This window comes from Gaiella sp., assembly GCF_035710885.1.
Taxonomy (GTDB): domain Bacteria; phylum Actinomycetota; class Thermoleophilia; order Gaiellales; family Gaiellaceae; genus Gaiella.
The window spans coordinates 1-23,885 of sequence record NZ_DASTCS010000050.1 but is presented as its reverse complement, the minus strand read 5'-3'; the positions used below and the strand labels follow the sequence as shown (position 1 = coordinate 23,885).

Sequence of the window (23,885 nt, the reverse complement as noted above, 5' to 3'; positions counted from 1 at the left end):
CGCCGGGAGATTCCCGGCGGCCGCTCCACCGCTGACGGTTGACACCTACGTATCCACCGACGTACCGTGAGGGGCCGAAAGGGAGGGACGGGATGTCCAGCCGGACGTCGTCTCTGCGGTTCAGACATGAGGTGCTCGCCGCAGGCGCCTGCGTCTTCGCACTCGCCTGTCCTGTCGGCGCGCTCGCGGCCGGCGGGACGCCGATGCCCGCACCGGACGCGCCCACCTCCGACGTCGCGCTCGCGACCACGAAGCCTTCGGCCACCAAGAGCACCAGCTCGACGCCGGCTCCCGCCAAGCGCACGGCGGTTTCGACGCCGCCTGTTCCGACACCCGATCCGCCGTTGGCCGCGGCCTCGACCACCACGACGAGCTCGACGACGACGAAGAGCACCCCTTCGCCTGCGCCGGATCCGTCCCCGGGAACCTCCTCGTCGACCGCGTCGCGCCCGGCGGCGGCTCCCAGGGCGTCCACCGCGTACACGCCGCCGGCCCGGTCCACCCGGTCGTCCAGCGCGCCTCGAGCGACGCGGCCGGAGGGTGCGTCGCCGACGAAGTCGGCGCCGGTGACGAAGAAGACCGCGCCCAAGCCGAAGGTCAAAGCCGCGCAGGAGACCAGGCGGCCGGCGCCTCGCCCTGTCGTGAGTGCGCCGCGCGACGCCGTTCGGCTGGGTCTCCCGCTTGGCGTGCTGCGCCCCGTAGGGCCCGACGAGAGCCTTCCCGTGGGACTGCTCGTCGCGGCCGCGCTGCTCCTCGTCGCGGCCGCGGGAGGCAGCTTGACCCTCGGCGTTGTCGCCCGCGGCGCCACGAGGCACGCATGACCGCCATCCGCCTCGCGGGTCTGATGCTCGTCCTCGCACTGGCGGCAGTGGTCTTGCCGGGTGAGGCGAAAGCCCTCGATCCACCGGTGGCGAGCTGCAACGGCGGCGGATGCGGCGGTTGGTTCAAGACGGGCGTCACCGTCACCTGGTCGTTCAACCCCACCGGTGTGACAGGGACCACCGGCTGCGCTGCGGCGGGTGTCTCGGCCGACACGGCGGGGGTCACGTTCACCTGCACGGTGAACTACGGCGGGTCGTTCGTCGGGAGCAGCGTCACCGTGAGAAAGGACTCGTCGCCGCCGGGAGTCAACGTGTCGCCGGCACGGGACCCCGACTCGAACGGGTGGTACACGAAGCCCGTGGCGGTCAGCGTCTCGGGGGACGACGGCGCCTCCGGCGTCGCGTCCTGCACCGGCGGCGGTACGTACGGCGGACCCGACGGCGGCGCGGTGTCGATCAGCGGCGCGTGCTCCGACAACGCCGGCAACAGCGCCTCGCGCTCGATCACGATCAAGTACGACGGCAGCCCGCCGACCGTCACGGGCGGCCCGACGCGGCCACCCGACGCGAACGGCTGGTACAACAAGCCGGTCGACGTGACGTTCACGGGGAGCGACGCAGGGTCGGGTGTCGCAGAGTGCACGCCCAAGGCGCTCTACCAGGGCCCCGACGCCATCCCCGCCAGGCTCGTCGGGCAGTGCCGGGACACCGCCGGTCACGTGAGCGCGCCGATCACGGTGGAGTTCCGCTACGACGCAACGCCTCCTGCCCCGCCCGCCGTGAAGTGGGTCCATCGCGGGAGCTCGATCTGGGTCTCGTGGACCGCCGGCAAGGACGTCGTGCGCGCCAGTGTCGTCCGCGCCCCGGGGCTCAAGGGCAAGAAGCCCGCGCCCGTCTACGACGGCAAGAACCGCGGGTTCGTCGACCGCAAGATCCGGGCCGGGGCGAGGTACTGGTACGAAGTGAGGCTGTTCGACGAGGCCGGCAACCTGGCTGCCAAGACGGTCGGCCTCAAGCCTCCGCTCGGGATCTACGCTCCGAAGGACGGCGCGATCGTCACCCGAGCGCCGCTCGTGCAGTGGGCGGCGGTGAGCAAGGCGCGCTTCTACAACCTCCAGCTCTGGCGTGGGAAGGTGAAGCTCCTCACGACGTGGGTGCGTGCGCCGAAGCTGAAGCTGAAGGAGACCTGGAGGCTGGGAGGCACCCGGCACGCCTTGAAGAACGGGCGCTACCAGATCTACATCTGGCCGGCTTTCGGGACGAAGAAGATCCCGAAGTACGGGAAGATGCTCGGACAGGTCACCTTCGTCGCCAGGGGCGTCTGACCGGTCCCACCCGGCACATCGGCCGTGGCCGGCCGGGACCCGTGTGGGCGAATCGTCACACACGCGACGCAAAGGACATCTGGTGGACCGCCGCTCGTCGCTCTAGGTTCGGCGCATGGGCACGAACGCAGTCCTGCTGGCCGAGCACGAGGCGGTCTCGAGGGAGTACCTCGAGCGGCAGCTTCGGGACGACGGCTTCACGGTCTTCGAGGCCGCGTGGACGTCCCGTGCGCTGGACCTCGTGGAGCGGCTCTCGCCCGACGTCGTGATCGCGGGCGAGGCCGACCTCTGTCGCAGGCTGCGCGCCGGAGAGCCGGGCCGGACCTGGAACAGGAACGTCCCGGTCATCGTGCTGACAGAGCCGGGCGCAGAGCCGATCGTCCGCGTGCGCGCGCTCGAGAGCGGGGCGGACGACGTCGTGCCGCGCGACGTGTACCTGGAGCTGCTCGCGCGCGTCAGGGCGTTGCTCCGCCGCTCGCTGCTCGGCCAGGCGGAGATCGTGGACGCCGGCCCCCTCGTCGTCGACCACCGGGCTCGGCAGGTTCGCGTGGGGGAGGTCGCAGTACGGCTCTCGGGGCGCGAGTTCGAGCTGGCGGCCAAGCTCGCGAGCGACCCGATGCGCGTGTTCACGAAGACCGAGCTCCTGCGCGACGTGTGGGGAATCCGCTCCGCTGGGATCCGCACGCGGACCGTCGACTCGCACGCCTCGAGGCTGCGCCGCAAGCTCGAGGCAGCGGGCGCGCGCGAGGTGGTGATCAACGACTGGGGCGTCGGCTATCGACTGCTCGCGTAGGGCGGCGAGCGTCCCGCCAACCAGGTCAGAGCAACGCGCCCTCGAGCCGCAGCAGCTTCTCCTTCCGCTCGAGACCGCCGCCATAGCCGACGAGGGCACCGGACGAGCCGACGATGCGGTGGCACGGCAGCACGATGGGGATCGGGTTGCGGTTCATCACCATCCCGACCGCCCGCGCCGCGCGAGGGTTGCCCGCGCGCTCGGCGAGCTCGCGGTACGTCGCGGTCCGTCCGTACGGAACCTTCGCGAGCTCTTCGAGGACACCCAGCGTGAACCCGCTCACTCCCCGCAGGTCGAGCTCGAGGTCGAACACGGTTCGCTTGCCCGCGAAGTACGCGTCCAGCTCGCGTCGCGTCTCGTCCAGCGCGCGCGGTGCTCGCAGGATGCGCGGCCCCGCCACGCGGGCGAGGACGTCGAGCTCCCGCTCGGGCTCGGGGTCGTACGAGATGCGGGCGAGCCCATGGTCGGTCACCGCTGCGAGGAGCGGCCCGAGCTCGCTGTCGATCACGTCGTAGGCCGCATCGAGCAGGCCGGAGCGAGCAGCGCTGTCGCGGAAGCGACGGTCGAGGTCTGTGGGAATGGTCACGTCACTCTCCTTCGCAGACGCCGGACGCCGGACGACGTCGCCTGGCGAGCCGCGTCGGGGCTGGAATCGAGGGCCGAGGCGATCTGCTCGTAGTCGAGGTCGTAGCCGTAGCGCAGCACGACGGCTGCCCGTTCGGTGGGCGGCAGCGTGTCGGTGAGGAAGGCCAGCTCCTCGTATGCGGGAAGCCCGTCGAGGTGGGCGACGTCGGGAACCTCATCGGTGACGTCTCCGGCGCGCCGGTGCGTGTCGATGACGACGCGTGACGCGATCGTCAGCACCCACGCGCGGAGGTGCTCGCCGTGCCGGAGGCGGTCGTAGGCGCGGAGCGCCCGCAGGAACGTCTCCTGGAACGCGTCGTCCGCTCGCTCCCGGCCGAGTCGGCGGCGAAGGAGGCGGAGCACGTCGTCGGCATGCTCGACGTAGAAGGCCTCGAACGGCGGGATCGACGCCACGGTCACCATCATCCAGTGAAACGCGGCTCCGCCGCGGTTTGTGAGGTCGCTCTTCGCTGCGCTGCGGCTCGTCCGGGATGTGCCCGTTCGTGGGAGCGGTATCCGGGCGACACGTATCCGCTCCCCGGATCCCCGCTCGCGAACGGCCCTGCGATAGGTGCAGACTGGGAGCCATGCGCGTCGCCGTCGTCGGGCATGTGGAGTGGATCCGGTTCGCGCGAGTCGTCGACGTTCCCGCAGCGGGGGAGATCGAGCACTCGTTCGACGACTGGGAGCAGGCGGGCGGGGGCGGTGGGGTCGCGGCGGTGCAGCTCGCCTTGCTCGCCGACGAGGCGCACCTGTTCACCGCGCTCGGCGGCGACGACCTCGGTCGACGTGCCCGCGCGGAGCTCGAGTCCCGCGGGGTCGTCGTCCATGCCGTCCACGAGGAACGGGCGCAGCGCTGGGCCTTCACGCTGGTCGACGACCACGGCGAGAGAACGATCACGACCGTCGGCCCGAAGCTCCGTCCTCGCGGCCACGACGACACGTTGCCGTGGCACGAGCTCGCATCCATGGACGCAGTCTTCTTCGTCGCCGGCGACGTCGACGCGCTCTTCCATGCGCGCCGCGCACGCGTGCTGACGGCCACGTCACGGGAGCTGGACGTGCTGCGCCGCGGAGCGGTGGCACTCGACGCGCTGATCGGAAGTGGTGAGGACGACGCCGAGCGCTACCGAAGCGGCGACCTGGATCCGGCGCCGAAGCTCGTGGTCACGACCTCGGGCGGCCTGGGGGGCTGGGCCCGCCCCGGCGGTCCGTATACCGCCGCCGACCCCCCGGGCGAGGTCGTCGACACCTACGGCGCAGGGGACAGCTTCGCGGCAGGGCTGACCTACGCCCTCGCCTCCGGGCTCGACGGCAACGACGCGCTCGGCTTCGCCGCGCGCTGCGGCGCGGGTGCGCTCGCCGGCCGGGGCGTCTCGCCGAGGCACATCGCCCTCGCGCACTGAGCCGCCGCCACCGTCGGAAGTCGGTCGGTCGGGCGACCGCGAGGGAAGACGCGCATCGGTGCGCGCGTTCCCGAAGCGCGTGGAAAGCTTGACAGTGGGGGAAAGTGGCGTAGAGTGGGGAATAGTGGAGATCGAGAGACAGATCAGCCACTCCCGCGGGCGATGTTCATCGGCACCTACGAGCACACGATCGACGAGAAGAGCCGGCTCACGCTGCCGGCCCGCTTCCGTGACGCGCTCGGTGACGGGGTCGTCCTCGCGCGAGGGCTCGATCGGAACGTGGCCGTCTACCCGCGGGAGACGTGGGCCGTGACCGTCGAGTCCCGCATCGCCGCGCTCGACCCTCTCTCCCGAGAGGCCCGCGAGCTACGCCGGTTCTTCTTCTCGGGGGCGGCCGAGGCGGACCTCGACCGTCAGGGTCGGATTCTCGTCCCGGCCGTCCTCACGCGCCACGCCGCCCTCGAGCGCGAGGTCGTCGTCGCGGGCAACTACGACCACCTCGAGCTGTGGAACCCCGGTGCCTGGGAGCAGCACCTGCACGCCGTCGAAGGGAGCGCCGAACATGCTGCCGAACGTCTTGCCGTACACGGAAGCTGACCACGTCCCGGTCCTCGCCGACGAGGTGCAGGAGCTCCTCGCGGTCCGGCCGGGCGAGACCGTCGTCGACGCGACCTTCGGCGCGGGCGGCCACGCACGGCTCCTCGCCGAGGATCTCGGTGGCCGGGGGAAGCTCGTCGCCGTCGACCGCGACCCCGGTGCGAAGGCGTACTTCGACCGGCTGAAGGCGCAGGCCGGGGTGGACGTGCGGTTCCTCCGCGGTGACTTCGCCGTCGTCCTCACGCAGCTCGCCGCGAACGAGGTCAAGGCCGACGCGATCCTGCTCGACCTCGGGATCTCGTCGATGCAGGTCGACCGCCCGGAGCGCGGCTTCTCGTACGCGACGGACGCACCTCTCGACATGAGGATGGATCCGTCGTCCGAGACGACCGCCGCCGAGATCGTCAACACCCGCGACGAGCGGGAGCTCGTCACCATCTTCCGCCGGTACGGCGAGGAACGATTCGCCGCGCCCATCGCCCGCGCGATCGTGCGGAGACGCGCCGAGACGCCGTTCACCAGGACGGGCGAGCTGGTCGACGTGATCAAGCTCGCCATCCCGACGCCGGCTCGCTTCGGCGAGGGCCACCCGGCGAAGCGCGTCTTCCAGGCGCTGCGCATCGCGGTGAACGACGAGCTCGGCCAGCTCGAAGCGGCGCTCCCCGCCGCGCTCGAGATGCTCCGGCCGGGCGGCCGGCTCGCCGTGATCTCGTTCCATTCGCTCGAGGACCGGATCGTGAAGCGGTTCTTCGCCGAGCAGGCGAAGGGGTGCACCTGTCCGCCCGAGTTCCCCGTCTGCGTCTGCGGGAAGGAACCGACGCTGCGGGTGCTCACCAGGAAGCCCGTCCGGCCGGGCGCACGCGAGACCGACGCCAATCCCCGGGCCGCGTCGGCGCGGCTGCGCGCCGCGGTGAAGGCCTGATGTCCGCCATCGCACAGCCCGCTCTCCGCCGGGCTCGTGTCGGCCGTGGGGTGTTCACGGGCGGCGTCTTCTGGATCGTGACCGTCGCGGTGCTCCTCGCGGGCGTCGTCGCGATCAACGTGCTCGTGCTGCGGCTGAACGTCGAGCTCGACGACCTCCGGCGCACCCGCGCGGAGCTCAAGGCAGAGATCGCGACGACGCGCGCGCAGCTCTCGAGCGCATCCTCGAACGCGAGGATCGAGAACGAGGCGGCGACGAAGCTGGGCCTCGTCAAGCACGACCCGAATGCGACGACCTTTCTCCGGTTGGAACCGTGACCTCGGGAACACAACGCGCGAACTCCCGCATCCGCCTGCTCGTCGTCGCGTTCACGTGCGTGTTCGCGGTCGGGCTCGGCCGGGCGGCGTGGATCCAGATCGTCGACGGTGCCGGGTACGAGGCGATGGCCTCCCGGCAGCACCGTGAGACGATCGAGATCCCCGCCGGGAGAGGCACGATCTACGACCGGACGGGCGAGCCTCTCGCGATCGGGGAGCAGGCGACGAGCGTGTACGCGGACCCGCGCAACGTCATCGCTCCCAAGAAGGCGGCCGTGAAGGTCGCGCAGCAACTCGGGCTCGACCCCGACGAGCTGTATCCGACCCTCGTCGACCGCACCAGGCGGTTCGTGTTCATCGACCGGAAGGCGGATCCCGTCAAGGCCCGTGCCCTCCAGAAGCTCGGCGTCGCCGGCATAGGCTTCTTCCCCGAGGAGCGCCGCACCTACCCCCAGGGACGTGTCGCCTCACAGCTGCTCGGGTTCGCAGGCACGGACAACCGCGGGCTCGACGGGCTCGAGCGCTCGCTCGACCGCACGCTGGCGGGGAAGGCGGGGTACGAGATCGTCGTGCGCGATCCCGCGGGACAGGCAATCGACGTCGTCACGTCGCGGAGGGAGCGTCCCGGTCGCAACGTGGTGCTGACGCTCGACCACCAGCTCCAGGCGAACGCCGAGCAGATCCTCGCATCCGCGGTCTCGCGCTGGGGTGCAAAGGGAGCCACGGCGGTCGTCATGAACCCCCGCACCGGCGCGATCCTCGCGATGGCCAACGCCCCGACGTTCGACGCGAACCGGTTCTCGTCGGCGCCCGCCGAGGAGCGGCGCAACCGCGCGGTCACGGACGTCTACGAGCCCGGCTCGACGTTCAAGATCGTCACCGTCGCGGCCGCGCTCGAGGACAACGTCGTGACGCCGGACACCGCCTTCACCCTGGCGCCGACGATCAAGGTCGCAGACCGCGTGATCCGCGAGGCCCACGTCCGCGGCACGGAGCGGATGACCGTGCGGCAGATCCTCTCCGAGTCGTCCAACGTCGGGACGATCACGATCGCCAAGGAGCGGCTCGGCGGCCCGGAGCTCGCCTCGTGGATCGACCGGTTCGGCTTCGGCAAGAAGACCGGCTCAGAGCTGCCTGGGGAGAGCGCCGGGATGGTCGTCCCCTACCAGGACTGGTCGGGCTCGACGATCGGGACGGTGCCGATCGGACAGGGCATCGCCGTCACCCCGCTACAGATGGTGGGCGCCTACGCCGCGATCGGGAACGGCGGCGTGATGCCGCCGGCCCACGTCGTCGCGAAGGTCGGCGGCAAGAAGGTCCGGCACGGGAAAGGGCGGCGGATCGTCTCACGGCACACGGCGGACCGGATGACGGCCATGTTCCGCGACGTCGTGGTCGAGGGGACCGGAACGGAGGCCGCGATTCCGGGCTACACGGTCGCGGGCAAGACCGGCACGGCGAACAAGGCGGAGGGCGGGCGCTACGTCCAGAAGTACGTCGCGTCGTTCGTCGGGCTCGTGCCCGCACGGAACCCTCGGCTCGCGATCCTCGTGATGGTGGACGAGCCGCGCGGGCAGATCTGGGGCGGTGTGGTCGCGGCGCCCATCTTCCGGGACATCGCCCGGTTCGCCCTCCAGTACCTCGAGGTCCCGCCGGACGCGCCCGAGTCGAAGCGCGCGTCGTCGCTGCTCGCCGCGGCTGCGCTCACCCCGTAGCGGGCGGGACACCATCGCTGTCACATCTCCCCCGAGGGGTGTCACGACCGCCCCTACAATCGCGACGATGGAGCTCGACGCGCTGATTCGCGCGCTCGCGCCGAGCGACGTGATCGGGCGGCGACCCGTCGAGATCCTCGACCTCGCCTACGACACCCGCCGGGTGGGCGACGGCACGCTGTTCTTCTGCGTCCCCGGCGCACGCGCCGACGGCCACGACCTCGCCGGTGACGCGTTGGCCGCGGGGGCGGTCGCGCTCGTCGTCGAGCGCCCGCTCGACGAGGACGCGCCGCAGCTCGTCGTGGAGTCCGCGCGCGCCGCGATGGCCGTCGCAGCGGACACGTTCTTCGGCGCCCCCACGGAGCGACTCAAGGTCGCGGGCGTCACCGGGACGAACGGCAAGTCGACGACGACGTTCCTGTTGCGCTCGATCCTGGAGGCCGAGGGCAGTCCGACCGGCGCCGTGGGGACGGTCGAGTGGGTGGTCGGAGGTGAGACGCGCGCTGCGCCTCACACGACGCCCGAGGCGATCGAGCTCCAGAGGCTGTTTCGCGAGATGCTCGACGCCGGCGACGAGGCCGTCGTGCTCGAGGCGTCGTCCCACGGCTCCCACTACCGGCGGCTCGACCGCGTCCGCTTCGACGCGCTCGCGTTCACCAACCTGACCCAGGATCACCTCGACCTCCACGGCGACATGGAGGAGTACTTCCAGGCAAAACGCCGCCTCTTCACCGGGATCGCGCCGCCGCCCGCCGCGGTGAACGTGGGCGACCCGTACGGCCGCCGCCTCGCGGACGAGCTCGCGTCGGCGCACCGGGCCCCGCTCGTCACGTTCGGGCTCCGGCCCGAGGCCGAGGTGCGCGCCGAGGGCCTCGATTTGGGACCGCGCGGCTCGACGTTCACGGCGGCCGGGATCCGGATCGAGACGCCGCTGCTCGGCGTCTTCAACGTCGAGAACGTGCTCGCTGCGGTCGCGGCGGCACTCCTCCTCGACGTCGACGAGGAGGCGATCGCCGTGGGGGTGCGTGCGGTGGCCGGTGTCCCCGGCCGGTTCGAGTCGATCGACGAGGGACAGGGGTTCGCCGTGGTGGTCGACTATGCGCACACCCCCGGCGCGCTCGAGACCGCGATGCGCGCCGCACGTCCGCTCGGCTCCGGAAGCCTCACGGTCGTCTTCGGAGCGGGTGGCGACCGCGACCGCGAGAAGCGTCCTGAGATGGGAAGGGTCGCGCGGGAGCTCGCGGACACCGTCGTCGTCACGAGCGACAACCCGCGCTCCGAGGACCCGCTCGTGATCGTCGAGGAGATCCTCCTGGGCTCGGGGACGAGCGTGGAGGTCGACCCCGATCGGCGCTCTGCGATCGAGACGGCAATCGCGTCGGCGGCGGAGGGCGACGTCGTGTTGATCGCCGGGAAGGGCCACGAGCAGGGCCAGGAGATCGGAGGCGTCGTCCATCCCTTCGACGATCGCGACGTCGCCCGCGGCGCTCTGCGCAGACGTCTCGGGGCGCAGACGTGAGAGGCCTCTCGTGATCCCGCTGGCGTGGGCGGAGGTCGAGGGGCTCGAGCTCGGTGCCCTGCGTGGGAAACCCGAGGACGGTGTCGTCCGGCGGGTTCACGACGACTCACGGCGAGCGCGCCCAGGTGACCTGTTCGTCGCGATCAACACCGGGACTCGCTTCGTCGAGGACGCGCTCGCGCTTGGTGCCGCGACGCTCGTCCCGCGCGACCAGCATGCGGCCCTCGCCGCGCTCGCACGGCTCGTGCGCGACCGCTCCGAGGCGCAGGTCGTGGCGGTCGTCGGCTCCACGGGAAAGACGACGACGAAGGACGCGCTCGCCGCGCTGTGCGCTGCGGTGACGCCGACGGTCGCGGCCGACGCGAGCCGGAACAACGAGATCGGACTGCCGCTCACGGTGCTTCGGCTCGAGCCCGACACACGCGTGCTCGTGACGGAGATGGGGATGCGCGGGGCGGGTCAGGTCGCGGAGCTGTGCGGCATCGCCCGGCCGACGCTGTCCCTCGTCACGTCCATCGGACCCGAGCACCTCGAGCTCGTCGGCACGCTCGAGGACGTCGCGCGCGCGAACGCCGAGGCCCTCGAAGCGCTCCCCGCAGGCGGGATCGCGGTCGTCCCGGCGGGCGAGCCGCTGCTCGACCCGTACCTCGACCGGTCCGACCTCGACGTCCGCTTTTTCGATCCCACGTCTCCGACGCGCGACGGCGATCGGTGGCGCTTCAGGGTCGGCGGCGAGGAGCTCCGGCTCGAGCTGCCGTTCACGCAGCGCCACCTGGCCGGGAACGTCCACGCGGCCCTGACGGCCTACCAGGCGCTCGGCCTGCCGCTCGGCCGGGCGCACGAGGGCGCCGGAGCCATACGCCTCTCCCGATGGCGGGGTGAGGTGCACGACCTTCCGGGGGGCGGCTTCGTGGTCAACGACGCCTACAACGCGAACCCGACCTCGATGCGGGCCGCGCTCGTCGATCTGGCCGAGCGCGCCGGGGGCCGTCGCCGGGTGGCGATCCTCGGCCAGATGGCGGAGCTCGGGGAGGAGAGCGACCGGTACCACTCGGATGTCGCAGCGCTCCTCCGCGAGCTCGGCATCGAGGTCGTCGTCGCCGTCGGCGAGCCCGCACGCGGGTACCTGGCGCAGATCGGAGACGGCGTCCACGTTGCCGACACGACCGGATTCGACGCGATCGCCGAGGTACTTCGACCGGGCGACGCGATCCTCGTCAAGGGATCGCGCTCGGTGGGGCTCGAAGGCATCCCAGCGCTGATCCAGAAACACTCCCGGGCATGGTCAGAGTCCTGATCGCGGGGCTCGTCGCGATGGTGATCGCCGTCGCGGTGGGCCCCCAGTTCATCGAGTGGCTGCGGCGGCAATCGATCGGCCAGCACATCCGTGAAGAGATGCCGGCCGGGCACATCGTCAAGCAGGGCACGCCCACGATGGGAGGGCTCCTGATCCTCGTCGCGGCGCTGGTGCCGGCGGTGATCGTCTCGCTGTACACGATCCCCGGCCTGACGATCATGCTGGCGACGCTCGGCTGCGCGCTGATCGGGTTCACGGACGACTTCCTCAAGGTGCGACGCCGCCGCTCGCTCGGGCTCAGCGGGCGCTGGAAGATGCTCGGCCTCGTCGCCATCACCGCCGGCGTGGGGTGGGCGACGACGCGAGTCGGCTACATGGACACGGAGATCTACTTCCCGCTCGTCGACGTCAACATCGACCTGCACTGGCTGTACTTCCCGTTCCTGTTCGTCGTGATCGCGGGCACCGCGAACGGCGTCAACCTGACCGACGGCATCGACGGGCTCGCCGCCGGGACGTGCGCCATCTCGATCATCACTCTGCTCGCGATCGCCGTGATCGACTGGCTCCGTTCGGCCGACGTCGTCGCGAACCGAAGCGAGGAGTACCTCGACATCGCGATCGTGTCAGCGGCGCTCATCGGCGGCGTCATCGGCTTCCTCTGGTTCAACGCCTTCCCGGCCGAGCTGTTCATGGGCGACACCGGCTCGATGGCGCTCGGCGGGGCGATCGCCACGCTCGCGATCCTCACCGAGACCGAGGTGCTCCTCGTCTTCATCGGCGGCATCTACCTCATCGAGGCGCTCTCGCTGATGATCCAGGTGGCGAGCTTCAAGCGCACGGGCAAGCGGGTGTTCCTGATGGCGCCGATCCACCACCACTTCGAGCTGAAAGCCTGGTCGCATACCAAGATCATGGTGCGGTTCTGGATCGTCGGCGCGATCCTCTGCGCGGTCGGCTTCGTCCTCTACTACCGCTACTACCTGAGATTCCAGCTCTGACAGGGCGGCGGAAACCATGTTTCCCCCGCCGGCCCCCTTCTTCCGGCTCGTGCACGGGTCGGCCCCGTCTCGCCTCCCGGCCGGCAGAGCGGGCTCCGGCGGTCGACCGTCGTTCACCGGTCGCCGTCCGGCGCTCCCACCGGCGACGCGTAAGCCCGCCGCACTGTTGCCGGCCCGCGTAGCCTTCGCGCGCGTGAGCGATCCGGCGCAGAACGCGCTCTGACCGCGCGACGACTCCTGTCCGCCCCCGTCGTCGTGGGGGTGCTCGTGATGGTGGTGTGGGGGGCGACGCCGGTGGTGACCCGCATCGCGACCGACGAGCTCGATGCGCTCGTGGTCGCCGTGCTTCGCACCGTGCTCGCCGGCCTCGTGGCGGTCCCACTCGTCGCCATGACGAGCAGGAGGCCACCCTCGGGTCGGCGGGCCCGGTTGCTCCTCGTCGTGTCCGCGGCGGCCGGCTTCGTCCTGTTCCCCGTCGTCTACACGATCGGGCAGGGCCGCACGTCGGCGATGCACGGGACCGCGATCCTCACCGCGCTCCCTGTCTTCACCGGTCTCTACGCTGCGATCGTCTTCCGGCGACGCCCAGGCACGTGGTGGGTCGTCGGCTGCGCCCTCGCGCTCGCGGGCGAGGCGGTGATCGTCGCCGTCCGCACGGGCGGGGACGGAGGAGAGGCGTCGATCGTCGGCGACCTTCTCGTCCTCACGGCCGCGCTGGTCGTATCGGCCGGGTACGTCGCCGGGGCACTGCTCGTGCCGAGCGGCTTCTCGAGCGCGGCCACGACCTACTGGGGAGTGCTCCTCGGTGCGCTCGCGCTCGCACCCCTCGGTATCGGCCTCGTCGTCGCCGACGGGCTCCCGGACGCAGGCGCCTCCGCGTGGGCCGCGGTTCTCTTCCTCGCCGTCGTCACCTCGATCGTCGGGTACGTGGGCTGGTACTGGGCGCTCGCCCACGGAGGGATCGGTCGCATCGCTCCGTTGCAGTTCCTGCTGCCCGTCTCGGGCTTCGCGCTGGCTGCGCTCGTCCTGGACGAGCGTCTCACCCTGCCGCTCGCCGTGGGAGCGGTCGCGGTCATCGCCGGCGTCGCTCTCGCGCGCCGCCCTTGAGCGGCCGCGCCTACCCTTCTGGCGTGGCCGGCCTTCCGACCCGAGCCCTCGTCCTGGGCCTCGCGCGCTCGGGACGTGCGGCTGCCGAGGCCCTGGTGCGCGCAGGGGTGGAGGTCGTCGTCCACGACTCGGGCGGCGACGTCGACACGTCGGGGGTGGAGGGCCGAATTCACCTGGGCGAGTGGAGCGACAGCCTCCTCGAGGACGTCGGCCTGGTCGTGAAGAGCCCCGGCATCCCCGCCGCGAGCCCGCCCGTGGTCGCGGCGCGCGACCGCGGGATCGAGGTGATCTCCGAGATCGAGCTCGGCGCCCGGCTCCTTCCGAACCCGATCATCGGCGTCACCGGGACCAATGGAAAGACGACCACGACGGCCCTTCTCGGCGTGATGCTCGAGGCCGGAGGCGTGCCCGTCGAGGTCGCCGGCAACATCGGTCGTCCGCTCACGTCCCTGGTCGGCCGGGTGCCGGACCGCGCGTGGATCGTGTGCGAGCTCTCCTCCTTTCAGCTCGAGGACGTCGACACGCTCGCGCCACGGGTCGTCGTGTTGACGAACCTGGAGCCGGATCACCTCGACCGTCACGGCACGTTCGACGAGTACCGACACGCGAAGCTCAGAGCGTTCGCGCGGCAGCGGGAGGAAGACATCGCGGTGGTACCGCACGGCTTCGCCACGGTCCCCGGGAACGCGCGGCGCATCGAGTTCACGGCGGACGACCCGCTGCCGGCGGAGCCGCGCATCCGCGGCAGCCACAATCGTGCGAACGCTGCCGCCGCGACCGCAGCAGCGCGCGCGGTCGGCGTGACGGACGACGCGATCGCGCATGGGCTCCGGTCGTTTCCGGGCGTCGAGCACCGGATCGAGGAGATCGCGACGATCGACGGCGTCCTCTACGTGAACGACTCGAAGGCGACCAACGCTGCGGCCGCCGTTCGGGCGCTGGCGTCGTTCGCGGGGCGACGGAAGCACGTGATCCTCGGAGGCAGGGGCAAGGCGGAGCCGTACGACGCGCTCGCCGCGGCATTCGAGCCCGGCGACAGCGCGTACCTCATCGGCGAAGCGGCAGGCGAGCTCGCCGCGGCGCTCGGAGGGGCGCGGGTCCCGATCGCCCGATCCGAGACACTCGAGCGAGCCGTCCGGGAGGCAGCTGCGGCTGCCGCTTTCGGTGACGTCGTGCTGCTCTCGCCTGCTTGCGCGTCGTTCGACCAGTTCACGAGCTTCGAGCACCGCGGGCAGGACTTTCGGCGCCTCGTGGAGAAGCTCCCGGGGTGGGGAACAAGCGTCGTTCCGACCGAGGGCAGCTCGAGCAGCGGCTGCTGATCCTCGTCACGCTCGGTCTCGTCGCGTTCGGGCTCGTGATGGTGTTCAGCGCCACGTCGGCGTCGGCCGCCCTCGGTGAGGGCGACCCGATGCGCTTCCTCGTGAAGCAGGGCCTCTATGCCGGCGCCGGCCTCGTCCTGCTCGCGGTGCTGACGCGTGTCGACTACCACGCGCTCCGGCCGCTCGCGCCCCTGCTCCTCGTCGGCGCGTTCGTCGCCTGCGCCGCGGTCCTCGTCATCGCCCCCGCGATCAACGGTGCGCACCGGTGGTTCGTCTACGGCCCCGTCAGCGTCCAGCCGGCCGAGATCGCGAAGATCGCGGTCTGCCTCTGGGTGTGCGCCGTCCTCGCGCGCCGCCCGGTGCCGACGACGCTCGGTGAGCTGATGAAGCCGGTCGGCCTCGTCGTCGTCGCGTTCGGGGGGCTGATCGTGATAGAGCCCGACCTCGGGACGACCATCTCCCTGTTCCTGATGGTCGGGGGGATCCTCCTCGTGTCCGGGATCTCGCTGCGGCTGTTCGCCCTCGCGTCGTCCTTCGCGATCGGGGCCGGCCTCCTCGCGATCTGGATGGAGCCGTACCGCCGCGAGCGCGTCTTCAGCTTCCTCGACCCGTGGCAGGACGCGCAGGGCGCGGGCTTCCAGAACGTCCAGGCGATGATCGGCATGGGGTCAGGTGGCGTCACCGGCGAGGGCCTCGGCCAGGGCATCCAGAAGGTCAACTTCCTCCCGGAGGCCCACACGGACATGATCTTCGCGGTGGTCGGCGAGGAGCTCGGATTCGTCGGCTCGGCGGTCGTGATCGCTGCATTCGCGGTGTTCGCCTGGGCAGGCTTCCGCATCGCGCTCCAGTGCCGCGACCCCTTCGGGAAGCGGCTCGCGGCGGGCATCACGACGCTGGTCTGCGGCCAGGCCGCGGTGAACCTCGCCGCGGTGCTCGGCATGGCCCCGCTGACGGGCATCCCGCTTCCGTTCGTCTCCTACGGGGGCTCGTCGCTGCTCGTGCTCCTCGCCGGTGTGGGGGTGCTCCTTAACATCGCGGTGAATGAGCGCGTCGTCGAAGCTCGCGTGCGTGATCGCGGCCGGGGGAACGGCCGGTCACGTTCGACCCGCTCTCGCAGTCGGGGAGGCGCTTCGCGCTCGCGGAGCGACGGTGACGTTCGCCGGCACTCCCGACCGCGTCGAGTCGCGGCTGGTGCCTGAGGCCGGGTTCCCGCTCGACACGTTTCCCGTCTCGGCCCTCCCGCGGCGGCCCAGCGCCGCCCAGCTCAGAGCCGCGTGGCGCGCCTCGGCGGCGCCCGCGCACTGTCTCCGGATCCTCGCCCGCCGTCGCCCGGACGTCGTCCTGGGCGCGGGAGGCTACGTTGCCGGGCCGATGGTGCTCGCCGCCCGCTTGCGCCGGATCCCGGCGGCGCTGACCGAAGCCGACGCCCACCTCGGCCTCGCGAACCGGCTCGCGGCGCCATTCGCCCGCCGGCTGTTCCTCGCCTACGAGATCCCGGGTCGCAACGGCGAGAAGGTCCGCGTGGTCGGACGTCCGATCCCCCTCGCCCATCGGGGCTCGAGCCGGGAGGAGGGACGCACGCGGTTCGGGCTCTCGGCAGACGGCCCGGTCGTCGCTGTCTTCGGTGCGCTGGCAGGCGCGCGGTCGCTCAACGAGATGGCGGTCGAGGCATGGGGTGCCCGTGGGCCGGAGGTCCTCCACATCTGCGGGGAGCGCGACTTCGAAGCGCTTCGCGGCCGTGCCGAGCGCCCGGGCTACGTGCTGCTCCCGCAGACCGACCACTTCGGCGCGGCGCTGGCGGCCGCCGACCTCGCCGTCTCGCGCGCCGGAGGAACGGTGTGGGAGCTCGCCGCGGCGGGCACGCCGGCGATTCTCGTCCCGTACCCCTACGCCACGGCGGATCACCAGACGCTGAACGCGCGCCACTTCGAGCGAGGCGCAGGCGCCGTGGTCGTCCCCGATGCCGAGGTCGGGCGGATCCCCGAGCTCGTCGCGGAGCTGCTCGCCGAGAGGGCGCGGCTCGCAGCGATGCGCGAGGGGATGCTCGCGCTCGCGCGACCCGACGCGGCCGATGTGATCGCCGACGAGCTCGTCGCGCTCGCACGCGGGGGGCGGTGAGCTCGTGGTCGGTGGAGAGCTTGTGTCGAATCAGCACAAAGCACACGTGCGCCGTGCCGGCTCGATCGGAGAGAGCTCGTGTTGACCCACCACAAGCCTCTCGACGGCCGCCGCCTCTACTTCGTCGGGATCGGGGGATCGGGGCTGTCCGCGTATGCGAACATCGCGCGCGCCTGGGGTGCCGAGGTGCGCGGCTGGGACATGCACGAGACGATCTTCACGAAGACGCTCGACGGCATCGACGTCGATCTCGGTGGGCAGCCGCGCCCGCCCGTGGGGTTCGAGCCGATCGTCTCGACCGCCCACCGCGACCGGATCGACGGGACGCCGCGCGCCGAGTTCCTCGCCGAGCTCGTCGCCACGCAGCCGTCGATCGTGGTCACGGGCGCGCACGGGAAGACGACGACGACGGCGATGATCGCGTACGCCCTCCGCGAGACGGCGAGCGACCCTGCATGGATCGTGGGCGGGGTCGTGCCGCAGCTCGGCGGCAACGCCGGAACCGGCTCGGGGTGGCTCGTCGTCGAGGGAGACGAGTCCGACCGCTCGGTGCTCGCGCTCCGGCCGCAGATCGCGGTCGTCACCAACGTCGAGCTCGATCATCACGCAGCATGGAGCTCGGTCGCGGAGCTCCGAGAGGCACTCGAGGCGTGGCTGGAGCCCGTCCCCGACGTCGTGCGCGGCTGGGAGCTCGAGCCTGTGCCGTTCCCTCTCGCCGTCCCCGGGGAGCACAACCGACTGAACGCGGCTGCGGCCCTTGCCGCCCTCGAGCATGCGGGTGTGGGAGCAGAGGCGGCGGAGGCGGCTCTCCGTCGCTTCGAGGGGGCCGACCGGCGGTTCGAGATCCTCGGCACGCGCGGCGGCGTCACCGTGATCGACGACTACGGTCACAACCCGACCGAGCTTCGTGTCACGCTCGAGACCGCGCGAGCCGGTGCGGACGGCCGCCTGGTCGCGCTCTACGTCCCTCACGTCGTCGAGCGGACGCGACACCTCCATCGGGAGCTCGGGGCCGCGCTCGGTCTCGCGGACGTCGCGATCGTCACGGACTTCGTGGGAAGACGCGATGCACCGCGAGAAGGCGTGACGGGGCGTCTCGTCCTGGAGGGAGTGCCCGACCCGACGCGACGTGTCTGGGCACCGACGCTCGACGATGCCTCGCGCCTCGCAGTCCACCTCGTCCGCCCGGGTGACGTGGTCGTCACGCTCGGCGTCGGAGAGCCGTGGCGCGCCGCCCGGGCGATCATCGAAGGGCTCCCGGGGTGACCGTCGCGATCGAGCAGGGGACCCCGCTCGCGAGGTCGACGACCATCGGGACCGGCGGTCCCGCGACGGCCTTCGCGCGACCCACGTCGGTCGCGGAGCTCGAGGAGGCGCTCGCATGGGCGTTCGAGAGGGAACTGTCGATCGTCACGGTCGGGCTCGGCTCGAACATGCTCGCCGCGGACGACGGCGTCGACGCGCTGGTGCTGCGTCTCGAGGGAGACCTCGCGACCGTGGAGCTGGACGGTGAGGTTCTCCGTGCGGGGGGCGGTGCCGCGAACGCCGTGTGCCTGCACCGCGCTCGGGCAGCCGGCCTCGGCGGGCTGGAGTTCGCCTGTGCGATCCCCGGCACCGCCGGCGGAGGTGTGCGCATGAACGCGGGCGCCTACGGCTCGGACTGGTCGAGGATCCTCGAGCGGGCTCTCGTCGTCTCACCCGAGGGCAGCGGCTGGCTGACCGCCGCCGAGCTCGGGCTCTCCTACCGGCGCTCGGCGCTGCGGGCAGACCAGGTGGTCGCGCGCGTCGAGTACCGGCTCGCGCCACGCCCGATCGAGGAGATCAAGGCCGACGTCGCCGACCTCGTCGCCCGGCGAAAGGCGACGCAGCCGACCAACAAGCGGACCTTCGGGTCGGTCTTCAAGAACCCCGATGCCGAGCTCGGCGCCGGGCGGATGCTCGAGGCCTGCGGGCTCAAGGGCTTCCGGATCGGCGGGGCCGTGATCTCCCCGCGGCACGCGAACTTCATCGAGAACGTCGACGGCGCCACGACCGCGGACTGTGTCGCGCTGATGGTCGAGTCTCGACGGCGCGCGCGCGACCGGTACGGCGTGGAGCTCGAGCACGAGGTCGCGCTCGTCGGTCTCACGCTCGACTGAACCCACACCCCGGGAACGGAGTCGGTTTCCGTGGGCGCGGCGCAGGACCACCCCGTCGCGCGGCGAAATCCCGTCCGTGGCCCAGCGGGGACGAGCAGGACGCACCGAGCGGCCCCGTACGCGCGCGGCGAGCGTCGTCGTCCCGTTCCCGCGTACGGTTTCCGGCGATCGCCTCGACCTCGGCCCGCTCGTCCCCTCTGGCCGCTCTCTGCTCGTCGCGTTCGCGGCGCTGGGCGGAGTGCTCCTCGCGCTGGTCCTCGCGCGCGAGACGTCGCTGTTCGCGGTGCAGACGATCGAGGTCAGCGGTGGCAGCGCAGCCGTCGACCGACAGGTGCGCAGGGTGCTTCGCGAGCGGACGGGGGAGAGCCTCTTCGCGCTCGACCTGGAGGCGGCCCGCATCGACGTCGCCACGCTCCCCACCGTGGCGGCCGTCGCGTTCGACCGTGCCTACCCGCACACGCTCCGCGTCACCGTGATCCCCGAGCGCCCGGTTGCGGTCGTGCGCCAGGGGGCGGCCGCGTTCGTCGTCTCCGAGCGGGGGAGGGTGATCGCACGGGCCGAGCGAACCGCGCAGCCCGACCTGGCGCGCATCTGGATCGGCCGGGACGTCACGCTCGAGCCGGGCGCGACGGTCGAGGGTGACCTCCGCACGGCCGTCGGCGCGGTCGCCCCCCTGGCGGGGATTCGCTTTCCGAGCAGGGTCGTGTCGGTGACGACCACCGAGGGCCTGACGATGCGCCTCCGCTCGGGGCTCGAGCTCCGGCTCGGCGACACCCGCGACGTCGACCTCAAGCTCGCGGTCGCGGCACGGGTGATCCGCGTGCTGCCCGCCGGCTCGGGCTACCTCGACATCAGCGTCCCGGATCGTCCCGTCGCGGGCCCAGCGTCCCTCGAGTCTCAGGTCGAGGTCGAGAGTCCTGCCTCGACCGGGGCTTGAGGGTTACGTTGACAATGTCGACAAGGAGACCGTACCCTGGCTTCGAATGGGGCCATTCAGGCATTTCCGTAGCTCGATGAGAGCTTGACCCTCAGGCAGGTCGAGATGAGCACCCAGAACGGCAACTACCTCGCAGTGATCAAGGTCGTCGGCGTGGGCGGCGGCGGCACCAACGCCGTCAACCGCATGGTCGAGTCCGGGCTGACCGGCGTCGAGTTCATCGCGGTGAACACCGACGCGCAGGCGTTGCTGGACACGGACGCCGACGTCAAGATCCACATCGGCTCCAAGGCGACCCGCGGGCTCGGCGCCGGCGCGAACCCCGAGGTGGGGCTCGCCGCCGCTCAGGAGAGCCGCGACGAGCTGAAGGAGGCACTCAAGGGCGCCGACATGATCTTCGTCACCGCCGGGGAGGGCGGCGGCACGGGAACGGGCGCCGCGCCGGTCGTTGCCGAGCTCGGTCGCGAGCTCGAGGCGCTCACCGTCGGCGTCGTGACGAAGCCGTTCGCGTTCGAGGGCAAGCGCCGGGCCGACCAGGCCGAGGGCGGGATCCAGAACCTGCGCGACCGGGTCGACACGTTGATCGTGATCGAGAACGACCGACTGCTGCAGGTGGTCGAGAAGACCACGCCGATCCTCGAGTCGTTCAGGATGGCCGACGACATCCTCCGACAGGGCGTGCAGGGGATCACCGATCTGATCACGGTCCCGGGGCTCGTGAACCTCGACTTCGCCGACGTCCGGACGATCATGCGCGACGCAGGGTCCGCGCTGATGGGCATCGGCACGGCCCGCGGCGAGGGCCGCGCGACCGCGGCCGCAAACGCCGCCGTCTCGTCGCCGCTGCTGGAGACCACGCTCGACGGCGCCACCGGGGTGCTGCTCAACATCACCGGGCCCGCGGACGTCGGCCTCTTCGAGGTCAACGAGGCTGCCGAGGTGGTGACGGGGCACGCGGACGCCAACGCGAACGTGATCTTCGGCGCCGTGATCGACGAGTCGCTCGGCGAGGACGTGCGTGTGACCGTGATCGCCACGGGCTTCGGCGGCGGCCGGCCGCGCCGCCGGCGGACCGAGCCCGCCGCGGTGACCACGGGAGCCCCCGAGCCCGCCCCGCCCAGCTTCGACCCTCGCCCGCGCGAGGACGAGACCGAGATCGACGTGCCGAGCTTCCTCCGCGACTAGCCCTCGCCCGACAGCCGTCGGACGAGCGGTCCCGGCGGAGCCGGGCTAGCTATTGTCGCGGCCGTGAGCGTGGCCCTGCGCAGGACCCCCCTCTACGAGCGCCACCTCGCGGTCGGGGCGCGGATGGTGCCCTTCTCCGGCTGGGAGATGCCCGTCCAGTACGAGGGCGTGATCCCCGAGCACGTCGCCGTCAGGACTGCTGCGGGCGCGTTCGACGTCTCGCACATGGGCCAGCTCCACGTCGAGGGGCCGGCGGCCGCGGCCTTCCTGCAGTCGATGCTCTCGAACGACGTCGACCGGCTCGGCGACGGCGAGGCCCAGTACACGCTCCTGACGAACGAGCGGGGCGGGATCGTGGACGACCTGATCGTCTACCGCCTGGCCCACGGGCACTACCTGCTCGTCGTCAACGCGGGCAACAGGGAAGCCGCGTACTCATGGCTGAAGGAGCGCGAGATCCACGGCACCGAGGTTCGCGACGCCTCCGACGAGTACGCGCTCGTGGCCGTGCAGGGGCCGACCTCCCTCGAGCTGCTCGGGCTGGCCGAGGCACCGGCCTTCACGCACGCGATGGGTGCGGTCGATGGCGTCGAGGTCATGGTCTGTCGCACCGGGTACACGGGTGAGCAGGGTGTCGAGCTCCTCTGCCCCTCGGAGGACGGGCCGGCGCTCTGGGACACGATTCTCGGCCGGGGAGTCGTACCCTGCGGGCTCGGCGCACGGGACACGCTGCGCCTCGAGGTGTGCTATCCGCTGCACGGGAACGACATCACGACGGAGACCGACGCGATCTCCGCGGGCCTCGGATGGACATGCGCCCTCGACACCGAGTTCACCGGCGCCGGCGCCCTCCGTCGAATCAGGGCGACGGGGCCCGAGCGCCGGCTGGTCGCGTTCGTGATGGAGGAGAAGGCGATCCCGCGTCAGGGCATGCCGATCGCCGGAGGAGGAGAGGTGACGTCGGGGACGCACTCGCCGTCGCTCGACGTGGGCATCGGCATGGGCTACGTCCCCTCCGGCCGGGCAGAGGTCGGCAGCGAGCTCGAGGTCGACGTGCGCGGCAACCCCCGCCGCGCCCGGGTCGTCAGGAAGCCGATCTACCGGAAGGAGCCTTAGTGCTCCGTCCGGCGATGCCCTCCGGGTCCCCGACGCCCGATGAGCGTCGCCATGCGTCGTCCCCGGTCGCCCCGATACCTTCTGGTATCAGGGCTCCCTGCGTCCTTGCCTGGCTCGCTCCTCACGCGCCGGGAACGTGGCCACATCACCGGAAGGAGCACTAGTGCCCGCGAACGAGAGCTACCCCGACGACCTCCGGTACCACCCGGAGCACGACTGGGCCCGGGTCGACGGCGACGGGGCCGTCCTCGGGATCACCTGGTACGCGCAGGACTCCCTCGGCGAGCTCGTGCTCTACGAGGCGCCGGAGGTCGGTTCGACGTTGACGAAGGACAAGGCCTATGCCGAGGTCGAATCGGTGAAGGCGGTGTCGGACGTGATCGCGCCCCTGTCGGGCGAGGTGCTCGAGGTGAACGAAAAGGTGGTGGAGGCGCCCGAGACGGTGAACGAGGACCCGTACGGTGAGGGCTGGCTCGTCCGCATCAGGCTCTCGGATCCGGCGGAAGCGGACGGCCTGCTCGACGCGGCGGCGTACAAGACGCACCTCGCGGAGCTGTGACCCCGGGATGAGCAGCGCGGGCTATCTCTCCCTGACCGACGCCGACCGCGACGCGATGCTGGAGGCGATCGGCGTCGACTCGCTCGAGGCGCTGTTCGAGCAGATCCCGGAGGGTGTCCGCTTCGGGCGGGAGCTCGACGTCCCTGCCGCGCTCCCCGAGGCGGAGCTGGTGCGGCACTTCGAGGAGCTGGCTGCGCGCAATGCGGACACGTCCCGGGAGCTGAGCTTCCTCGGCATGGGGATCTACGACCACTACGTGCCGGCGGTCGTCGACACGTTCCTCGCGAGGGGCGAGCTCCTCACCGCGTACACGCCGTATCAGCCCGAGATGAGCCAGGGCATCCTGCAGGCGATCTTCGAGTACCAGACGGCGATCTGCGAGCTCACCGGGATGGACGTCTCGAACGCTTCCGGGTACGACGGGTCGACCGTCGCCGCCGACGCCTGCTTCGTCGCCCGCGCGCACACCGGTCGCAGCCGGATCGTGCTGGCGGAGACGCTCCACCCGATGGCACGCCAGGTCGTGAAGACGTACGCGCCTGGGTTCGGGATGGAGGTCGTCGAGGTCGCGCACGAGGGCGGGACGATCGACCCGTCGCGCTTCGCCGAAGCATCGCGCGACGCGGCGATCGCGATCTTCCAGCAGCCCAACGCCTTCGGCTGCCTCGAGCCGGCACCCGATCTCGCTGCCGCCGCCGCCGAAGGCGGTGCCTTGCCCGTCGCCCACGTCGACCTCGTGTCGCTCGGCCTGCTCGAGGCGCCCGGCAACTACGGTTGCGCGATGGCGATCGGCGAGGGGCAGTCGATCGGCAACTACCAGAGCTACGGCGGGCCGCACTACGGCTTTCTCGCGGCGCGCCAGGAGTTCGTCCGACGGATGCCCGGACGGATCGTCGGCGAGACCACCGACCTCGAGGGAGAGCGGGGCTTCGTGCTCGCCCTGCAGACCCGCGAGCAGCACATCCGCCGCGAGAAGGCGACGCACAACATCTGCACCGCGCAGGCGCTCAACGCGCTCGCCGGGATGATCTACCTGAGCTGGCTCTGCAAGCGGGGCCTGGTCGAGCTC

At 71.5% G+C, this 23,885-nt stretch carries 22 protein-coding genes and 2 pseudogenes; 21 read left to right on the top strand and 3 right to left on the bottom strand.

The window, feature by feature from the left end:
• Positions 1–601: pseudogene (locus tag VFO26_RS12355) on the bottom strand (hypothetical protein); the annotation flags it as partial.
• A 216-nt stretch (positions 602–817) separates the two neighbouring features.
• Between VFO26_RS12355 and VFO26_RS12350 the strand changes: the two are divergent.
• Together VFO26_RS12350 and VFO26_RS12345 are read left to right on the top strand one after the other, a co-directional pair.
• Positions 818–2,146, top strand: a complete 1,329-nt coding sequence (locus tag VFO26_RS12350; RefSeq protein ID WP_325115299.1) for a hypothetical protein — start codon at positions 818–820, stop codon at positions 2,144–2,146.
• Between the two features lie 115 nt (positions 2,147–2,261).
• On the top strand, positions 2,262–2,939 hold the full coding sequence (locus tag VFO26_RS12345; RefSeq protein WP_325115298.1) for a response regulator transcription factor: 678 nt from the start codon (positions 2,262–2,264) through the stop codon (positions 2,937–2,939).
• Between the two features lie 25 nt (positions 2,940–2,964).
• Here the strand turns inward: VFO26_RS12345 and VFO26_RS12340 are convergent, their stop codons facing one another.
• Together VFO26_RS12340 and VFO26_RS12335 are read right to left on the bottom strand one after the other, a co-directional pair.
• A complete protein-coding gene (locus VFO26_RS12340) occupies positions 2,965–3,525 on the bottom strand; it encodes a methylated-DNA--[protein]-cysteine S-methyltransferase (protein ID WP_325115297.1) in 561 nt (186 codons plus the stop codon).
• Complete coding sequence (locus VFO26_RS12335) at positions 3,522–3,977, bottom strand: sigma-70 family RNA polymerase sigma factor (protein WP_325115296.1); 456 nt, start codon at positions 3,975–3,977, stop codon at positions 3,522–3,524. Before VFO26_RS12335 ends, VFO26_RS12340 begins: the two co-directional genes overlap by 4 nt.
• 173 nt (positions 3,978–4,150) lie before the next feature.
• On the opposite strand from VFO26_RS12335, the gene VFO26_RS12330 reads away from it, so the two are divergent.
• The 19 genes and pseudogenes from VFO26_RS12330 to gcvPA form a co-directional block, all read left to right on the top strand.
• Positions 4,151–4,969, top strand: coding sequence for a PfkB family carbohydrate kinase (locus VFO26_RS12330; RefSeq protein WP_325115295.1), 819 nt, complete (start codon positions 4,151–4,153; stop codon positions 4,967–4,969).
• A gap of 162 nt (positions 4,970–5,131) precedes the next feature.
• Positions 5,132–5,566 carry a division/cell wall cluster transcriptional repressor MraZ gene (gene mraZ, locus VFO26_RS12325; protein ID WP_325115293.1) on the top strand — a complete coding sequence of 145 codons (435 nt, stop codon included), beginning with the start codon at positions 5,132–5,134 and terminating at the stop codon, positions 5,564–5,566.
• A complete protein-coding gene (gene rsmH, locus VFO26_RS12320) occupies positions 5,532–6,488 on the top strand; it encodes a 16S rRNA (cytosine(1402)-N(4))-methyltransferase RsmH (protein ID WP_325115292.1) in 957 nt (318 codons plus the stop codon). The genes mraZ and rsmH overlap by 35 nt, the downstream gene beginning before the upstream one ends.
• Positions 6,488–6,805 (top strand): hypothetical protein, encoded by a 318-nt coding sequence (locus VFO26_RS12315; protein WP_325115291.1) that lies wholly within the window; start codon positions 6,488–6,490, stop codon positions 6,803–6,805. Before rsmH ends, VFO26_RS12315 begins: the two co-directional genes overlap by 1 nt.
• Positions 6,802–8,520: a penicillin-binding protein 2 gene (locus VFO26_RS12310; protein WP_325115290.1), complete on the top strand. Its 1,719-nt coding sequence runs from the start codon at positions 6,802–6,804 to the stop codon at positions 8,518–8,520. The genes VFO26_RS12315 and VFO26_RS12310 overlap by 4 nt, the downstream gene beginning before the upstream one ends.
• Before the next feature lie 67 nt (positions 8,521–8,587).
• Positions 8,588–10,039 (top strand): UDP-N-acetylmuramoyl-L-alanyl-D-glutamate--2,6-diaminopimelate ligase, encoded by a 1,452-nt coding sequence (locus tag VFO26_RS12305; protein WP_325115289.1) that lies wholly within the window; start codon positions 8,588–8,590, stop codon positions 10,037–10,039.
• Positions 10,040–10,049: 10 nt separating this feature from the next.
• Positions 10,050–11,336, top strand: a complete 1,287-nt coding sequence (locus tag VFO26_RS12300) for a UDP-N-acetylmuramoyl-tripeptide--D-alanyl-D-alanine ligase (RefSeq protein WP_325115288.1) — start codon at positions 10,050–10,052, stop codon at positions 11,334–11,336.
• Complete coding sequence (mraY, locus tag VFO26_RS12295; protein ID WP_325115287.1) at positions 11,321–12,337, top strand: phospho-N-acetylmuramoyl-pentapeptide-transferase; 1,017 nt, start codon at positions 11,321–11,323, stop codon at positions 12,335–12,337. The genes VFO26_RS12300 and mraY overlap by 16 nt, the downstream gene beginning before the upstream one ends.
• A gap of 255 nt (positions 12,338–12,592) precedes the next feature.
• Positions 12,593–13,444, top strand: a complete 852-nt coding sequence (locus VFO26_RS12290; RefSeq protein ID WP_325115285.1) for a DMT family transporter — start codon at positions 12,593–12,595, stop codon at positions 13,442–13,444.
• A 23-nt stretch (positions 13,445–13,467) separates the two neighbouring features.
• The gene (locus VFO26_RS12285; protein ID WP_325115284.1) at positions 13,468–14,763 is read left to right on the top strand and encodes a UDP-N-acetylmuramoyl-L-alanine--D-glutamate ligase; all 1,296 of its coding nucleotides are present in this window, start codon (positions 13,468–13,470) and stop codon (positions 14,761–14,763) included.
• A 38-nt stretch (positions 14,764–14,801) separates the two neighbouring features.
• Positions 14,802–15,752 (top strand): annotated as a pseudogene (locus VFO26_RS12280) (FtsW/RodA/SpoVE family cell cycle protein); the annotation flags it as partial.
• Between the two features lie 52 nt (positions 15,753–15,804).
• Positions 15,805–16,881: a UDP-N-acetylglucosamine--N-acetylmuramyl-(pentapeptide) pyrophosphoryl-undecaprenol N-acetylglucosamine transferase gene (locus VFO26_RS17935; protein ID WP_349259080.1), complete on the top strand. Its 1,077-nt coding sequence runs from the start codon at positions 15,805–15,807 to the stop codon at positions 16,879–16,881.
• 78 nt (positions 16,882–16,959) lie between these two features.
• Positions 16,960–18,147 (top strand): glutamate ligase domain-containing protein, encoded by a 1,188-nt coding sequence (locus tag VFO26_RS12265; protein ID WP_325115282.1) that lies wholly within the window; start codon positions 16,960–16,962, stop codon positions 18,145–18,147.
• The gene (gene murB, locus VFO26_RS12260; RefSeq protein WP_325115281.1) at positions 18,144–19,019 is read left to right on the top strand and encodes a UDP-N-acetylmuramate dehydrogenase; all 876 of its coding nucleotides are present in this window, start codon (positions 18,144–18,146) and stop codon (positions 19,017–19,019) included. The genes VFO26_RS12265 and murB overlap by 4 nt, the downstream gene beginning before the upstream one ends.
• Positions 19,020–19,095: 76 nt before the next feature.
• The gene (locus VFO26_RS12255; RefSeq protein WP_325115280.1) at positions 19,096–19,956 is read left to right on the top strand and encodes a cell division protein FtsQ/DivIB; all 861 of its coding nucleotides are present in this window, start codon (positions 19,096–19,098) and stop codon (positions 19,954–19,956) included.
• Positions 19,957–20,061: 105 nt separating this feature from the next.
• Complete coding sequence (gene ftsZ, locus VFO26_RS12250; protein WP_325115279.1) at positions 20,062–21,141, top strand: cell division protein FtsZ; 1,080 nt, start codon at positions 20,062–20,064, stop codon at positions 21,139–21,141.
• Positions 21,142–21,204: 63 nt separating this feature from the next.
• Positions 21,205–22,257 carry a glycine cleavage system aminomethyltransferase GcvT gene (gene gcvT, locus VFO26_RS12245; protein WP_325115278.1) on the top strand — a complete coding sequence of 351 codons (1,053 nt, stop codon included), beginning with the start codon at positions 21,205–21,207 and terminating at the stop codon, positions 22,255–22,257.
• 163 nt (positions 22,258–22,420) lie between these two features.
• Entirely contained in the window at positions 22,421–22,816 is a 396-nt protein-coding gene (gcvH, locus tag VFO26_RS12240) for a glycine cleavage system protein GcvH (RefSeq protein ID WP_325115277.1), read from the top strand.
• 7 nt (positions 22,817–22,823) lie between these two features.
• Positions 22,824–23,885, top strand: a 1,062-nt coding sequence (gene gcvPA / locus VFO26_RS12235) for an aminomethyl-transferring glycine dehydrogenase subunit GcvPA (protein ID WP_325115276.1), incomplete at its 3' end; no start/stop codon positions are given.